This is a genomic window from Streptomyces sp. NPDC050287 (genome assembly GCF_044459385.1).
Classification (GTDB): Bacteria; Actinomycetota; Actinomycetes; order Streptomycetales; family Streptomycetaceae; genus Streptomyces.
Genome location: NZ_JBITIY010000010.1, coordinates 199,347 through 217,890 on the forward strand (window position 1 = coordinate 199,347; position 18,544 = coordinate 217,890).

Here is an 18,544-nt window from a genome sequence, read left to right on the forward strand (position 1 = left end):
GTCCTGCCCGCGCGAGGCCCAGGACGGCCCCCGATGAGTATCAAGGCATCGCCCGAGGTCAACGCGATGATCTTCATCCTCACCGGGGAGAAGCTGATCGACGCCGACGAGGACCTCGCCTACGACAGCCGCCGGCCCTACTCCGGCCTGGGCCGGAAGCTCGACAAGCTCTCCGCGTTGATCGAGAAGTCGATCCACGACATCGCCGAGTCCATGCCGGACGATCTGGCCAAGTCGTACGCCAAGGCGATGGGCATGCTCATCGACGACGCCGGCAAGAACTACCTGCGCGAGTTCGCCGAGCAGCTCGACAAGATCGCCGAGGGTCGGCGCAAGACCTCCATGGACATCATGGAGTCCAAGTGGCAGGTCATCGCCGAGGTCATCCGGCTGCTCATCGAGATCGCCCTCTACCTCGCGATGTCCTTCTTCACCGGCGGCGCCTCGGCCAGCCAGATCATGATGGCCAAGCTGCGCAGCCGGTTCATGATCCTCACCACGCTCAGTCACCTGCTCCAGCGGCTCCACCTGGCGCCGTCCCTGACCGAGGCGTTCGCCGAGGCGTTCACCACGTTCGCGGTGCGGCTGGCGATGATGAACTTCGCGCCGGACGGCCGCCGCCCGGACGGCTTCGACTGGGACCAGATCCTCAAGGACGGCGCGTTCGGTGCCGCCGCGGGCTTCCTCACCAGCGTCTTCGACAACTTCGCGAAGAACATCGTCAAGAGCTATGACAACAACTTCCTCAAGAACGGCCCGGACCTCAACTTCAAGAACAACCCGAACCTGGCGAACAACCTCAACCTCAACCTCAAGAACAACACCCCGAATCCGAACCCGAAGCCCAAGCCGAACCCCGACCCCACCCCGAACCCCCACCGCGACAACACCCCGAACGACCGCCCTGACCCCACTCCGAACGGGAACAGTCCCAACCTCACGAACAACAACCCGTTCTCCTTCCGGAACAACTTCCGGAACAACCCCGACCTGTGGCGGAACAACCAGCTGCTGCGGAACAACGCCGACCGGCCGGGCGCACTGGCCGGCCACTACGGGCTCAAGGGAGCGGCCGACTTTCTCGCGTCCGGCTCCGGCGAGGCGCTCGCGGAGATCCTGATCAAGGGCGCCTTCGACGGCGACTGGTCCACCAACTGGTCCACCTTCGTCGGCGCGGGCCTCAGCAGCCAGGTCGAGGCCACGCTCACCGACACCGCCCTGAACACCGGCGCCGAACTGCGCAACGCCATTGACAAGCTGCGCAACCAGCCGCCCACGGTCTCCGGCGGCGACACCGACTCCGACACACGGGACTCCGCCGACTCGCCCCCCTCCCGCGGCGGCGACGGCCCCGGCCGCACCGACGGCCCCTCGCGTCCGGACACCACCGGCGGCAACGGCCCCGCACTCGCCTCGCCGACTCCCGTCACCCAACAGACCACTCAGCAGGGCGACTTCACCGGCAGCCAGACACCGCCGCCGCCCTACGCCGCGGAGAACCCGCCGCCGTACACGCCCCAGGATCCGCCGCCGTACTCCCCGGGCCCGCTGCCGGTGACCGCCGCCGAGAACGAGCTGTGGCAGCAGGTCTACGACGGCCCCGCCGAGGTCCGCGAGCAGGCGCTGCGCGACCTCGCCGCCCTGCGCGGCGCCCTGCCGCCCGGCAGCACCGAGATCGGCATCCGTGACAGCCTGCACAGCAACTTCTCGCAGCTGCCCGAGATACGGGTGGTCCCCGCCGGGAACGGCCCGGCCGCCCAGATCGACACCGACACGGTCCGCCGCACCCTCGACGGCTTCGGGACGCCGGTCACGGTGGACACCCCCGTCACGGTGGACACCCCGGTCGCCGTGGACTCGCCGAGCATGGCGGACCCGCCGAGCACGGTGGACTCGCCGAGCACGGTGGACTCCCCGAGCGCGGGGGGCACCCCGCGCGCCACCACCCCGGGTGCCTCTGGCAACAGCCCCACGACCACGGTCGATCCAGCCGTCCGTACCGCCGGGGACACCGCCGACTCGGTGGCGGACAACGGCTCGGACTCGCAGGTCGACCCCGACGAGGCCCGCCGCGCGCTCGACGGGGACGGTGTCGCGCCCGACGCGTCTTTGGAGAACCCGGTCGTGGGCTCCCCGGAGAATTCGGTCACGAACTCCCCGGAGAACGACCTCCAGAGCGCTCCGGACGAGGCAGCCGAGCAGGCCGACCGTACGGGTCCGGTGCCGGGCCAGGGGGTCGGCGGTCCCGTCGCCTCCAGCAGCCCCAACACCTCCGCCACGTCCGGCCCTGCCACCGCTGCCCGGCCGGGCGGCGCCCCCACCGCCGGAGGCCCGGCTCCCTCCGCCGCGCCACCGCAGGGCACCCGTACGCCGGACAGCGCGGCCCCGCCGGACGGCTCACAGACCACGGCGGACGGCTCCCCGCAGACCGCGCAGTCGCCGGAGACCACTACTTCTCCGGAGACCGCTGCCTCTCCGGAGACCATCAATTCTCCCAATGCTCCGGCGACCGTCGACTCCCCTGATGCACCCAGCACTTCGGACTCGGCCGAGAGCACTCCCGCCCCGGCCGCCGACACCACCCCCGCCCCGCCGAAGGTGAGCACCACCGGCTCGTACGCCGGCACCGGTGACGTACGCGACAACGGCGGCGTGAGCGACGTGAAGGCCGGTCCCACCCCTGCGGCGAACTCCGCACCCGCTGCGGGGCCGCCGTTGACGATCGTGGTCTCGGAGACACCGCCGCCGGGGGAGGGGACACCGGAGGCGGCCGAGTTGCTGGACGGGGCCGGGACAGACCGGGCCGTGGTGCTCGGGCCGGCGGTCGCGCCGGACGGGGCGGGGCGCCCGGTACGCGCCGCCGTCGAGCTGACCCGCGAGGGGCCGGGCGCCCCGGTCCGGGTCCGCCCGCTCACCGGCCCGCCGCCCGTCATGACGCCGGACGGCACCGCGGACGCCGGCTTCCCCGGCGCGGACATCGCCTTCCCCGGCGCAGACGTGTTGCTGCCTCTCGCCGACGCCCTCGGCCCGGCCCCCGCCGCGGCCACCCCGGCACCCCGCCCCGCCACCCAGAGCACCATGGCCGGCGACAGCGGACCGGTCACCACCCCCGCCACGTTCCCGAAGGTGCTCTCGGGAGTGACAACTCCCGTAGTCGGAAACGGAGTCGGCTCGGACTCCGCGTCCACGACTCCCGCCTCGGCCAAGCTCGCCACCCTGTCCCGTCCCTGGACCGAGACAGCCACCGACCTGCACCTGGAGTCGGGCAACAGCAACGGAACCGGCGGGAACGCCCCCGGCCCCGGCCCTGGCGGCGGACGCGGGTCGGGGAACGGCGGCACTCCGCCTCCGCCCCCGCCCACCACGCCGGACAACTCTTCGGACAACTCTCCGGAGACACCTCCCGTGGCGTCCCCGCCGCCGGGGCGGATCGTCGTGCGGCCCGCGGACAGCGGGAGCACCGCCTACGACGGCAACGGTCGCGGACGACCCGAGGGTGAACGGGTCGTCGTCACCCTGGACGGCCACACGGTCCCCGTCGCGCAGCTGCGGCGCTGGGTGCCGGACGCGGCTGTGAAGCCGCAACCGGGGCGCGCCGTACAGAAGTTGGCCATCTCCCAGAGCCCGGCCGAAGACGGTACGGCGCACGCCGCGGGCCGTCGCGCGCTGCTCGGCCAGGACTCCTTCCGCGGTGTGCGCACCACCTCCGCCCGCCCGGCCCCGGAGACCGCCACGGCGCCCGATACCGCCACGGCCCCGGTGACCGATGCGCCCCCGCCCGCCCCTCGCACCGTCTTCACCGGCCCGCCGACCGCGCTCCCCGGATCCGGGACCGAGCGGGGAGCCGACTACTTCGCCGGACACGGCACCTCCCGTACCGTCACGCTCGGCACCGACGACGCGGCGCGCCCCACCGTGAAGGTGAGCGGCGTGCAGCTCGGCGAGGTGCTCAAGTCGTGGGCGGAGGACGGCGATCTCGACCGGCCGCTGGTTCTCTTCTCGTGCGAGACCGGGCGGCAGCCGGAGGTGGCGGGCCTGCCGGTGGCACAGCACGTGGCGAACCGGACCGGGCGCCCGGTGTACGCGCCGACCACCGAGGTGGGCACGGCCCGCGACCGGGACGGCAATGTCCGCGCGGTGCTCACCGAAGGGCCGGACGGACCGGGCCGCTGGCGGCTGTTCACCCCGGAGCCGTCCGGTGCCGACCTGGACGCCCTGGCACGCGACGCCGGGCTGCATGTGGGCCCTGAACCGGCCGACGCCTTCGCCCGGGCCCGTACCCTCCAGCAGATCCGCACCCTGCGCGAAGCACTCGGCCCGGACGCCGAACAGCGGCCGGAGAATCGGGAGTTGCTGGCCGGACTCGCCTATGTGGACGGCCTGCGCTGGCTCAGCCCGGACACCGCGGCCCGCTACGGCGACGGCCGGATGACCCCGGATCTGCTGCGCCGGATGGTCACCGACTGGCGTGGTGCGACGGGCGGCACCACCACCAGCTCGGCGGACAGCACCGGCACCGCCCCGGCGGCCGGGGCCAGTATCGGCCCGGAGGGCGGCGCCGCCACCGACCCGGCGGTGGGCACCACCGGCCCGGCAGCGGCCGACACCGCCACCGGCCCTGCAGCCGATCCCACCCCCGCGCAATACTCCGAATTCCTGCGTGCCGCCGCCGCACTGCGCTCCGCCGCCGGGCCCGACACCACGCTCGACGCCCTGCTGCCCCCGCCGCCGCCCACCCTCCCGCCGACCACCCTGGTCTCGCCGGAGGACGTGCGCGGTCTCGCCTACGCGCCCTCCGCGCGGATCACCTGGTCGCTCTCCAACACCCCGCTGCCGCTCTCCGAGCTGGCCCTGAGCCCCGACGACACCGCCGAACTCGCCCGCCGCAGGCCCGACCTGGCGCCCGCGCCGAGCCGCCCGGAGAGCCTCGCCGAGGACCTGACCGTGTTCAGCAAGGGCACCGCGACGCCCGGCCCGGCGGACACGGTGCACGCGGACGGTCTGGCCTTCCAGCGACTGCGCACCCCGGGCGGCGGGAACTGCCTCTTCCGGTCGTTGCTCGACAGCGCGCGCAGCCAGGACGTACCGCCCGCGTGGGCCGCGCGGAACGTCGCCGGGCTGCGCAGCCTGTTGCGCGACCGGATCACCGGGTCCGAACTGGGCGCCGCCGCGGGCACGTTGATCCCGGACCCGGTGTACACCGTGGTGGACGACCTGCGGCTACGCGCCCTGTCCGGAGTGCGGGACCCCGACGAACGTAGCCGGATCACCGACGAGTGGAACCAGCGCGCGCAGGCGGTCGTCACCGACGGCGACCCCGGCCAGTGGCGGCAGATCCTCCGGGACAGCGACTATCCGCAGCTCGCCGAGGTGGCGCCGACCCCTGCCGCGGCACGGCGGCTCGGCTCCGGCCAACTGCTCGCCGCGGCCGCCGAGCGCCCCGAGCTGTGGTCCTCCCCCTTCGCCGACCTGCTCCCGGACGCGCTGGCGCACACCCTCGACCTCGACCTCCGGATCGTCCGCCCCGACCCGCGGTCGCCGCAGAACCCCCTGGTCACCTCCCTCCACCCGGGCGGCCGGAGCGGCACTCTCCACCTGGCCTACAACGGCACCGACCACTACGACGCCCTGGTCCCGGCCTCCGCCCCGCTCGCCCCCGAACCTGCCCCTGCCATCACGCCGGCAACGGCCCCGGCCCTGGACCCGGCCCCGGCCGCACAGGACCCGGACGGAGCAGACCCCTTCGGCGAGTGGCTGCGCGGCATGGGCGGGGTCACCGACCTCTACGGCCCCGACACCGAGACTCCCGACCGGGGCGATCCGGTTCCGCTGGAGACCCAACTCGACCGGCATCGCCCGGCACGGCTGCTGACCGGCCCGGACGCCCGACCGCCCGCCCCGGCGCCGCCCACCGTCACCTTCGAGGACGGCAGCCGGCTGCCCACGGTCCTGATCAGCCCGGACGCCGACCCGGGTGACGGTACCCCGGCCGGCCGTACGGACAGGTCCACGCAGCGCCCCCCGACCGGCCTCCTCACCGGCGTCGGCAAGACCACCCTGCGCGCGCCCGAGCAGGTGGCCCAGGAGATCCTGGGCAAGCTGCCGAAGAACCTGCGCGCCCAGTTCGACGAGGCGGAACTGCTGCGCCTGCTGACCGAACAGCCCGGCGCCTTCACCGCCCCGCGCGGCGCACGCTTCGTGGGCCGGGAGAAGTCCGGGGTCGGCCACGAGCTGACGGTCGAGGCCATCCCGTACCACCGCTGGGAGCGCTTCTCCGACGTGAACGGCGGCACCGTCCGGCTGGACACCATGCGACGCGGCCAGGCCGGTACGGGCGGCGGGCGCAGCGTCGGCGTCGGGCGCCGGATCGCCGGGGCGCTGAGCATGGGACCGCCGCTCAACTGGCTGCTGAAGATCGGCGTCTCGCTGGGCTGGACCCGCAGGACCGACTACACCCAGGGCACCCAGGCGTACAACCAGTCCGAGTGGCGCGCCCACGAGGGCTCGCACCTGCACCTGGACGACGTCTACTACCGGGTGCGGGTGGACCGCGTCACCGAGGCACCGAAGACCACCGGTCCGGCCACCGGATCCAAGCAGGACAGCAGCCCGAACAACCAGAGCGACCAGCTCAACTCGCCCGCATCAAAGCCCGGTTGGCAGCGCAAGCAGGTCCACACCGCTGAGTTCGCCATGCGCGACGGGCTGAGCTGGCGGCTGCCGGACGACCTCACCGTGCCCTTCAAGGGACCCCGGCGGGCACCGAAGACGCTCACCTTCCCGGACGGGATCGAGCCCCGGATCAGCGACACCACAGGGCTGCACCTGACGGACCCGCCGGAGGACGTGGCGCTCGCCATCTCCGGTGCGCGGCCCGGCAGTTCGGCGCACCGCACCCTGGTCTCGTACGTCCGGCCGGGGCGGCTGCTCGCCCTGTTCGGCCGGTTCTCCGGGCCGGTCACCGGGCCCGAGCTGACCCGGGGCAGCGGACAGCACCCGCTGGGGCACCTGATCGTGGAGCGGTCGGTGCCGCACCGGGCCACCCTGGTCACCGAGTCGGTCAAGGCCGAGCTGCGCGACCTCACCCAGACCACCTACCAGAACGAGCGCGGCCACGTCCGCGACACCCGCGTCGGCGTCCAGGTCACCGGAGGGCCGAACTACACCCTCACCGGCCCGGAGACCGACGTACGCCTCCAGGGCGGCCCGTTGGTCCGTGCGGACCTCACCACCGGGCGCGGCCACTACCTCGGCACCGACGCGGCCCGGAAGACCACCGGCCGCGTCCGCAACCACCCGGTCGCGCTCTACCGGGTGGAACGCACCCTCATGGTGCGCAAGCCCGGCGAGCCGCCGTCGGCCGCGCGCCCGGTCCGGGTGGTCAGCCTGGACTGGATCTCCACCCAGGACGCGCGTCGCCTCGCGGGCTGGGACAGCCGCACGCCGGGCCAGGCGGGCCCCAACCCGGACGCCGAGCCGCCGGTGCCGTGGTATCTCACCCGAGAGGACCCGGTCCACCTCAGCGGTCAGGTGCGCGCCGAGGGCTTCCGACCCATCAGCCCGCAGAACCAGGTACAGAACCAGTCCCAGCCGCAGGTACAACCGCAGCCGCAGGTACACCCCCAGCCTCAGTCGCACACCCAGCAGCAGAACCAGACCCCACAGCCGCCCGCCCAGCAGGCCCAGACCCAGCAACCCACCCAGACCCAGCAACCCACCCCCCAAGACCCTCTGCGTGTCTTCACGCACGCCGTCCTGGACACCCTGCACCGCTCGTACCCGTCGCTGTTCGTCCCGCCGTTGATGCTGCGGCACCCGCGGCTGGCCAGGTTCTGGTACGGCGACGGGCGGATGCGGACCGCGCTGCACAACGACCGTCAGGTACGCGAAGCCCTGAACCGGCCCAGCCTGGCGCAGAGCCTGGACGACCTGACCACCACCGGGGTGCCGGTCACCCTCACCGAGGACGGCAAGGTGCGCCGCGGCCACCACACTCTCATCCTCAGGGCGCGCCTCACCGACCGGCAGTTCGAGACCACGATGAGCGAGCGCTCGCTGCGCAACGCGGTGATCGGCACAGAGGTCTCCGGCCAAGGGCAGCAGGCGTCCAGCACCCTCTCCGGCGGGGCCGAGCTGGGCATCTCGCCGCGTGACCACAACAAGGTGCCCGAGGCCGGGCTGCCGCGCCAGACCGGCAACGTGACCGTCGGCGCCCGCTACGCCAGGACCGACCAGAAGGCCACCCGGAACACGGTCGCGGTCGCCCACGACCACCTCATGTTCCAGAACGGCGCCGACCTCTACAGCTATCAGGTGGAACTGGGCGCCTCCTTCGAGGGCCACCGCCGCCCGCGCGGCTGGGCCCGGCTCGCCACGGTCGGTCTGCTCGGCGCCGGCGTCTTCGTCAGCAAGGTCGAGGAACGGCCCCTGTTCACCCGCGGCAACGAGACCGTGGGCCGCGTCGAGCTGGCCGTGCCCGCCGCGCACGGCTCCGACCGCCACGCCCCCGCGGACCCGCCACCTGCTCAGACGGCCCTGTCACCTGGTCAGCCGGCCGTGCCACCCGCTCAGACGACCCCGCCCCCCAGTCAGACGAACCTGCCACCCGGCGGGCCGACCCCGACGCCCGCGCCCGCCCCCGCCCCCGCACCGCAACGGCTCTCCTCCGTCGAGGCGGACCAGCTCCTCGATGGCACCCGCCCGCTGCCGAGGACGGAATCGGCCGACCAGCGGCTCACCCGGAAGCTGCTGAGCGCCCCGCACGTGGTGCTCAGCACCGAGGGCGGGCGGCAGCGTCAGCAGTTGGTGCAGGACACCGCCGACCGGGCCACCGGCACGTCCTGGCATGTCGGCGCGCCCGGCGCCCCGGTACGCACCGCGCTGCGCCGGGCGATGGCGAACCTCAGCGTGGCAGGTCAACTCGGCCAGTACCTGGGCCCCTTCGGCTCCCGCATCGCCGGACTGACCGGCGCAGGACCGCTCCAGACCCACTACCTGAAGGCGGCGGTCCGCGGCGAACTGCACAACATACGCGTGAAGAGCGACCCGAAGCCGGCCAGCCTCGAAGCCACCATCGGCAACGAGCACCGCGTCCTCGGCAGCGCGAGCACCGTCTCGCACGCCACCGTCGGCCTCCAGGGCTCCGACTCGCCCCTCCAGCAGGCCCCGGGGCACCAGGCGGTGACCGGCACCTACTCGACCGCCCTCCAGTACGCCTGGGGCAAGGGCCGCAGCGTCTCGCAGACCCTCACCCGGGGCCGTAACACCACCCTCACCTTCGCCGGGCGGATGTATCTGGTGGTCGCCGACGCCGCCGAGACCGTCGCGGTGCGGGACCGCTGGACCGCCGCGATGGGTACGGTGGGCACCCGCGCCGGGACCCGGATCAGTTCCGCGGCCGGGCGCCTCTCCGAGCGCCTCGGCCGCCGCCTCGCCCCGCGCCGGGCCGCCGCAGCGCTCCAGCGCATCCGCGACGCGGTGATGTTCCACCTGCCCATGCAGGACGCCATCGAGGCCGGACTCGCCCCGGACGGCCTGGGCACCACCACCCCGCACAACCTCGGCGGCGGCTACCGGGTGCCCGGCTTCCTGCGAGGCCGCCGCTTCCCCACTCACCCCAGCGGACAACTCGACGCGAGCCAGGCGGCGCGGCAGCTGATGGGACCGCTGGAGAGGATCGGGGTGCCCTCGCACGACCGGGAGCAGGTCCTCCAGCGGCTCTCGCCGGATTTCCTCCGCGCCCATCTGCACGAGCTGACCACCGACGGGATGACCCTGCCGGTCCGCTACCGCGCCTGGTCCAGCCCGCACCACCTGCCGGTCGGCGGCAGCCCCGGGCAGCTCCGGTTCCAACTGAGCCCCGTCACCACCACCGTGGACAAGCTGCGCACCAATCTCGAGCTGGAGGACTACCGCACCATCGCCCGCGACGACGCCGTCGGCACCTCCCAGGACCGCGGCGCCGACGTGACGCTCAGCGCCGCCCAGCGCGCCGCGGCCACCAGCGGCGGCGTCCTCACCGCCAGCCCGTCGCTTCAGGGCACCGCCGCCAAGCAGCGGTCGAGCGCCCGGACCGCGACCAGCGGCAGCACCGCGATGCCGAACATCGCCACCACCCAGGCGCACGCCGAGATCGTCACCAGCTACGTGCTGACCGTCACCATGACGGACGCGGCCGGCGACCCCCTCGCTCCGCGCGCCTTCGCCCCGGTCGGCAGCCTCAACGAGATCCTCCCGGCCAGCCTGCTCACCCCCGACGGCGACGGCTCCGACGGCGCGCTCACCGAGCAGGACGTGCCGGAACCGGAGCGCGCGGTGACGATGCTGACCGCCGCGCAGGCCCGCCCGGACGGCATCGCCGCCTGGCGCACCTCCGCCACCGGTAACGGCACCGGCGGCCCCGACAGCGCCGACTCGGACGTCCTCCCCTTCGACGACCAGGTCGGCTCCGGCATCCTCGCGGTGGACATCCGCGGCGCGGCCAACGTGCAGGACGCCCTCACCCTCGCCACCGCCCGCGCGGACGGCCTCGGCGACAGCGACCTCGGCAAGCGGCACACCGGCAAGTCCCTCGCCGCACACGTGCGCATGGCCCGCCTCACCCCGCTCACTGGCCTCGGCACCGCCCCCGCCCAGGCCCAGCAGGAGGCCACCGCCCAGGTGGGGCTGACCGCGGGCTTCCGCGAGGCACTCGGCCCGAACGGCTCGCCGCTGCCCGCCCAGTCCTCCGCCCGCCTCTTCGGCCAGTCCCACACCGCTGACTCCCGCCTCTACGCGAAGATGCACCGCCGCGGCGCCCGGCTGCTCACCGTGGAGAACAAGCCGCGCATGGAGGCCATGCAGCGCCACAAGACCTCCGACGCGCTGGAGGCCGGCATCACCGACAACGTCGAGGGAGCGGTCGGCACCTCCCCGCTGGCCGGCACCAGCAACGCGGGCGTGACCAACCCGGGCGCCACGGTCCCGATCGGCGGCGCGAACGACGCCACCGCCCTCAAGGGCACCGCGGACACCACCCTCGGCACCCACCTCAAGGTCGTCACCGACCGCAGCATGCTCTTCGCGCTGCCGGTGAGCTGGCTGTCGGTGGCCGAGGTGGACCACCGGATCACCGACAGCCGCCCGCTGCACGCGCTCGGCAAGGCCAGGCGCGGCCCGCGTGCCGCCGAGGCCGAGACCACGGCCCTGGTCTGGCTGCGCGAGGACATCGCCCGTGACTACGGCCTCCTCGACGACGCCACCTTCCCCGACGAGGTCCGCACGGCCTGGGACGACATGGCCAAGGCCCAGGGCGACCTCGCCGAGGCCGAGAAGCGCTACTACGACGCCCGGGCACGGGCCCGCGAGAGCTGGCTCGACCTGACCGCGCAGGAACAGGCCGCACTCGGTGACGACAACCCCGACCGGGCCACCGTCCTGCCCCGGTCCGTGGCCGAGTCCCCGGCCGTCGCCGCCTGGCAGGCCGCCCGGGGGGAGGCTCGCCTCTGGGAGCAGCGCACCGACGCCGCCGCCGCGGACCACCACCGCCTGCACCTCGCCGCCACCCGCCTCACCGCCCACCACCAGCAACTGGCCTCGGTCCCGGTGCCGGACCGGCCGCAGGAGTACGCCACGCCGGAATGGCGCTCCGAGGCGCCCGAGCCGTACACGATCACCGAGCCCACCGACTCCGCTCCGCGCACCCTCACCTCGCCGGACGGCGCCACCGTGCGCGAGGTGCACGACATGCCGCACGACGGCGCCTCGTTCTTCCACGCGCTGCTCGCCGTCGCCCAGGACCGGGGCCGGCTGCCCCAACTGCTCGGCACCGACCTCGCCGACCGGTTCGCGGCCGACCCCGGTGACCCGGCGGTCACCGCGGAGGCCGTCGACGCCACCCGCGACCGCCTCGCCTGGGCGCTGGGCGAGGACGGCAACGAGGACCTGCTCGACGCCCTCGCACTGGACGCCGCCGACACCTTCACCGAGGACGAACTCGACGCGGCCGGCGTGAAGTTGACCTCCGCGCAGCAGGCCGAGTTCGACACCTTCGGCCGTCTCCCGCAGACGTTCTGGCCGACCCCCGCCCAACGGGTGGCGCTTGCCACCGCCGCCCTCTCCCGTCCCTTCGCGAGCGAGCCGCGCCAGGACGGCCCGGGTGGCGCGGGTGACATGGCTGTCACCGGTGGCAGAGGCGACCGCGTTGACACGACTGACACCGGTGGCAGGGGTGACTCGGCTGACCTGGGTGGCCAGGGTGACACGGACGGCGAACCGGCCCCGCCCGAGCGCCGGGCCGGCGACCACGGGGGCGCCGACCTGCTGCCCGCGCTCGCCGCCCGGGTCCTGGGCGCCCCGCTCACCGTGGTCACCGCCCAGGGCCACCAGCAGCTCTTCCTCCCGCACGGCACCGACCCGGCCGCCGTCCGCCCGGCCACCGACCCGGTCCTTTTCGCCGCCGAGGACTTCTTCCACGCCGCCCTCCCGCCGGGCACCCCGCCCCCGGTCGCCACGCCGTTGCCGGCCCCGGCCAACTCCACCGCCGACACCGGCACTCCGGAGGCGGGCGCATCGAACGCGGCCCCCACGCGCCCCACCTCCGAGCAGCCGTCCACGCAGCCGCCCGCGCACCGCAGCCACACCACCCCGCCCTGGCTGCCGCCCGCCGACAGCACCGGCCCGCGCTACCGCCTCGACCGGAACGGCGTCCTCACCGCACCCGACGGCGCCACCTACACCCAGGGCACCCCCACCGGCCGCGGCAACGGCTTCTTCGGCGCGCTCTCCACGGCCCTGCGCCAGGCGGCCGGGCAGCCAGGACTGCACCACCGCGAGGCAGCGCGGCTGCGCACCCGCGCCGGAGCGCCCCCCGCCCAGCTGATGCGCCTGAACGGCCTCCCGGGCGACCCGGCCGAGCGCGATTCCCTCTTCAAGCCCCCGCCCATGAACCTCCGTCCCGGCGCCCCCACGCCGAGCGCGGACGCCCGCGACAGCCACCTGCGCCGCCACCTCGCCGAGGCCTCCTGGGGCCCCGAGGCCGACCGCGCGATGGCCGAGTGGGCGGCCGCCGCCACCGGCACCACCGTCACCCTGATCGAGGAGAACGGCACCGCCCACACCTACCCCGGTCCCCCCGCCGAAGGCGACCCGCACCTCCAGCTCCGCCGACGCGGCGGCGACTTCGTCCCGCTGACCCTGCGCACCCCTGCCCCCGAGCCGAGGACGACGCCGGAAGCGAGCAGCACGGAGAAGACGGGACCGGAGACGCAGGGCACGACTCCTGCCGGCACAGCCGCAGTGGACACCGCTCCTCCGCCCCCGCCGATGCCGCCGCATGCTTCAGCGCCCCAGCCCTTGCCGTCGCATGCTCCAGCGCCCCAGCCCTTGCCGTCGCATGCTCCTGCGCCCGAGCCCTTGCCGATGCACGCTCCCCCGCCCCCGCCCCCGCCCCCGCCCGTGCCGCCGCACGCCCCACCACCACCCCCGCCCGCCCCGCGACAGGACCCGGCGGCCCTCCCGCTGCCCCCGTCCCCCGCGTCCCCGACCGGCAGCGAGCTCCCAGGACTCGAGGGCGACGAGGAGGCGTACGAACTGAGCACATTGTCCGGCGCCGACAGCGCCATGGACACGGACGCCGCCATGCCGGACGCCGCCATGGACACGGGCACGGACTCGGACATGGACGCGAACACGGACGCGGACATGGACCTCGCCCCCGACCCCGCCTCCGAGTCCGAGAGCGAGGAAGCGGCCGCACGAACCGGCCCGGAGAGCGAGTTCGCGGCCGAGTTCGCCGACCTGCTCGGCGAGCCCGAGCTGCGGGCCGACGCGCTGCTGGACGTGGTGCGGCGGCGCAACGCACGGCTGGGCGGATTCCCGGACGTGGCGTTCGACAGCGCCTTCACCGTGCACACGGGCACCGGTGTCCCCGAGGCTCTGGACCAGGCGGAGCAGGACGGCCGGCTCCAGCCCGAGGAGTACGACGAACTGCGGGAGGCGCTCGGCCTCGGTACGGGCGGCCCGTTCACGCAGACGCGTCCCACCGGCACCTCGGAACGGGACCGTGAGGTGACGCTGCGGATGCTGGACCGGGTGGCCCGCCTGGTGAAGGAAGTCCTGAAGAAGGATGACCGTCAGGCGGACGCCCAGGTCACCCCGCACATCGCCGTCGGCCTGCTGCCGGACGGTTCACTCGGCATCGCGGGCAACACCGGCTCGAAGGCGCTCACCAGCGACGAGGCAGACCTGGTGGAGGAGGAGCTGCGGTGGTTCGTCACCGGGCAGGAGGCAGGAGGGGCGCCGCGGCAGCGGAAGCTGGAGCAGTGGAGCAGGGACGAGGAGCGCCACCGGCAGTGGTCGCGGCAGTTGGAACAGCGGCAGCGGGACCTCGACCAGCGTGAGGAGGAGCAGGCGCGGCTGGACGAGCTGTACGAGTCGGGGGCGTGGAACGACCAGCTTCAGCAGCGGTGGGACAACCTGCAGTCCGACGAGGCGGCGGTCCAGGAGGAGCGGCGGAGTCTGGCAGCGGACCGGCGGCAGTGGCGGCGGGACGAGCAGTGGCTGGCGCGCAGGCGGCCCGGGATCGCACGGGAGCTGCGGGACCGGACGAAGCTGCGCGCCCTGGCCACCGGCTGGTACCGGCTCTACCACCCGGATTCCCCCGAACTCGACCTCGTCAAGCGGGCGTTGGCCAACCCGAGGATCCTCAACGTCAGCGGCCGGGAAGGGACGGCGGTGGCGGGATCGTACGGCTCCGAACACGGCGAGCTCACTCTGCTCGGCCACTGGGTCGAGCACTGGGAGAACCACCCCGGTGACCCGGACGACCCCCAGGTGCTCAGCATGGGCGGGTTCAAGATGGCCTGCGCCTCCTGCGACCTCGCCTATCAGGCGGTCAACGAGCAGGTCGGGAGCGGGCTCGGCTATCGGGTGCAGGCGTCCGGTACCCACGGGATGTTCTTTCCCGGCTGGCGCATGCCGCAGTGGATGCGGCAGCGGCCGCAGCTGTGGAACCACATCCGCGACAACGCGGAGAACATCGGCGCGTACCTGGACCACAACGGAGTCCTCCAGGGCGAGAGGACCCAGAACGCGAACCCGCAGTACGCGGCAACGTCCTCGTCGGAGTACGAATCCGGCGAGGAGGAGCTGGACACCGATGCCATGACCGGCTCCCCGGCGCCGGAGACGGGAGCAGTGGGGCCGCGGCTGCCCCAGAACCCTCCCGCCGAAGGGGCGACGGAAGCCGGGGCGACACCCGGGCCCCAAGAGGCAGAGGTCACCGTGCCCGTCCCAAGGGGCCCGCGGGACACCCGACCGCGGTTCGTGGTGCGTTCCGGGTTCGATGCCCGGCGGTTCTCGTACGGGGGTGAGCAGGTCACGGATCTCACGGTGCGGTTGGCGATACGGGGTCCGGAGGGTCAGGTCGCCCATGTGCGCGATCAACTCGACGCGGGTGTGCGGGAGTTCCTCAACGATCCGGCTTACCGGTTGCCCAACGGTGACCGGCTGCACGTCACCGTCGAGTACGTCGATCCCGCCGATGCCCCGCATCTGACGGTGAACCTGGCGGGCCGGGACCGGGCGATGGACCAGAACACGTGGTGGGCGGATGCCGACCCGGTCCAGTTGGTGCATGAGCTGACTCATCAGCTCGGTCTGCGTGACGAGTACCGGGACGCCGACTCCCCGCACCGCCCCCACATCCCGGGCAGCCTGCTGGGCGACCTGAACGCGAAGCCCGAGGACCCTTCGCTCATCGTCGCCGGTCTGCGCGGGCGCCACCTGGACCTGCTCGCTGCCCTGATCGGTGAACTGGACCCGCGGCCTCAGCACAGCGCCGACCAGAGCTGGGATGCGGCCCGACGCGCCGTCACCCCGATTCTCCGCGAGTCCGTCTGGGTGGACCCGGTCTCCCTGCCCCAACCGTCCGACAGCATGGCGACCCCCGAAGTCCCGCCGCACACGCCGCCGGACCCGGACACCGTACCCGCCGCACCGGAGCCGACTTTCATCCCGTTCAAATCGGGCAGCTTCGAGTTCACCAACCTCAAGCACACCGACGAGAAGTACCGCGACAAGGCCGTCCGGATCATCGAACTCCTCAGTGAGCACCCGACGATCCGGGACTACATCGGCAGCCGTCCGTGCCGGATCACGCTGCACGTGCGGACGACGGAGACCCCGGCCGACGTGCGGGACCGGGGTGAGGACGGGGTCGAGATCAACCTCGCCAGTTACTACTTCGAGAAGTACGAGATCGGCTACATCATGGGCATGCTCTCCCATGAGATCGGCCTGCATCCCCTGGCCTCCAGGAACCGCAACATTCCTGACGAGGAGGAGATGTTCCGGGGGATCCCGCTGCCGGTTCCGGGTCTGTCCGATCTGAAGACCCCGCGCACCATGAACACCGACGGTGCCGGTCAGGCCGACCACATCATGGCCGCGTTCCCCAGCAGCACACGACACCGCATCTACCGCGACATCGTCCTGAAGATGGCCGACATGCTGGCCGAGGCCGCGCAGGCCGGTTCGGAGGGAGCCAGGCCCAAGGACGTCACGGACCTGATCGACTGCTACCTCATGGACGTCGCCTCCATCGCGATCACCAGTGACTACCGGATGAACGCGGCCAAAGAACCCGGCAACACCGCCAAGGTCTACAACGCCTACAAGTCCCTGCTCATGGAGCACATGGCCGCCGACAGCCCCGCCCGCTCCCTGCTGCCCACCGACAAGGGACTGTTCGGTGTCGTACGGGACTTCACCCGGCTCGCAACCAGCATCGCGACCAACAACCGCGGCGACAGCATCCAGCGGCCTGTCCCGACGGACGAGGCCCGCCCTCGGCTCCCGCAGGAGACGACCAGCGATCGGCAGGCCGAGAAGACCAGTCGACAAACTTCGCCCGCCACACCGAAGTTGCGCGGCCCGCAAGACAGTCGTCCCCGGTTCGTGGTGCGTTCCGGCTTTGATGCCCGGCGGTTCTCGTACGGGGGTGAGCAGGTCACGGATCTCACGGTGCGGTTGGCGATACGGGGTCCGGAGGGTCAGGTCGCCCATGTGCGCGATCAACTCGACGCGGGTGTGCGGGAGTTCCTCAACGATCCGGCTTACCGGTTGCCCAACGGTGACCGGCTGCACGTCACCGTCGAGTACGTCGATCCCGCCGATGCCCCGCATCTGACGGTGAACCTGGCGGGCCGGGACCGGGCGATGGACCAGAACACGTGGTGGGCGGATGCCGACCCGGTCCAGTTGGTGCATGAGCTGACTCATCAGCTCGGTCTGCGTGACGAGTACCGGGACGCCGACTCCCCGCACCGCCCCCACATCCCGGGCAGCCTGCTGGGCGACCTGAAAGCGAAGCCCGAGGACTCTTCCCTCGCTGCCGCTGGTCTGCGCGGGCGCCACCTGGACCTGCTCGCTGCCCTGATCGGCGAGGTGACCCCGCAGCCTCAGCAGAGCGCCGACCAGAGCTGGGATGCGGCCCGACACGCCGTCACCCCGATTCTCCGCGAGTCCGTCTGGGTGGACCCGGTCTCCCTGCCCCAACCTGCCGACGGCACCGACGGCACCGACGGCACCGACGGCACCGACGGCACCGCGATCACCGGAGTCCCGGCCCAGATGCCGCCGGACCCGAACACCGTGCCACCGGCACCGGCACCGGAGCCGACCTTCGTCCCCTTCAAGTCGGGGAACTTCGAGTTCACCAACCTCAAGCACACCGACGAGAAGTACCGCGACAAGGCCGTCCGGATCATTGACGTGCTGCAGAAGCACGACACCATCCGGGACTACATCGGCAGCCGTCCGTGCCGGATCACTCTGCATGTGCGGACGACGGAGACGCCGGCGGATGTGCGGGACCGGGGGGACGACGGGGTGGACATCAACCTCGCCAGTTACTACTTCGAGAAGTACGAGATCGGCTACATCATGGGCATGCTCGCCCATGAGATCGGCCTGCATCCCCTGGCCTCCCGGAACCGGAACATCCCCGACGAGGAGGAGATGTTCCGGGGGATCCCGCTGCCGGTTCCGGGTCTGTCCGATCTGAAGACCCCGCGCACCATGAACACCGACGGTGCCGGTCAGGCCGACCACATCATGGCCGCGTTCCCCAGCAGCACACGGCACCGCATCTACCGCGACATCGTCGTGGGGATGGCCAAGGTTCTCGCGCAGGACGCGCGGACCGGTGAAGAGGGCGCGAAGCCGGCGGACGTCACGGACCTGATCGACTGCTACCTCATGGACGTCGCCTCCATCGCGCTCACCAACGACTACCGGATGAACGCGGCGAAGGAGCCCAACTACACGGCGAGGGTCTACAACGCCTACAAGGAGATGCTCCAGGCCCAGTTGGGGGCGGAACCTTCTCTCCTGGCTCTCCTGCCGTCGAACAAGAGTCTGTTCGGCGTGATCAACGATTTTCGGCGGATCGGCACCTACATCGCGATCAACAACCGCGGAGACAGCCTGCAGCAGCCCGACGCGACCTGAGCCCACCCCGCCCGCACCCAGGCTGCGCTCAGGACAGGACACGGCCGACTCGGAG

The 18,544-nt window shown here is 72.8% G+C and carries 1 protein-coding gene; it reads left to right on the plus strand.

Translation table 11 applies throughout. The annotated features are described in order from the left end of the window. The first annotated feature begins 33 nt into the window (after window positions 1-33). A complete protein-coding gene (locus ACIBK3_RS32105) occupies window positions 34-18,489 on the plus strand; it encodes a hypothetical protein (protein ID WP_399370921.1) in 18,456 nt (6,151 codons plus the stop codon). Window positions 18,490-18,544 lie beyond the last annotated feature (55 nt).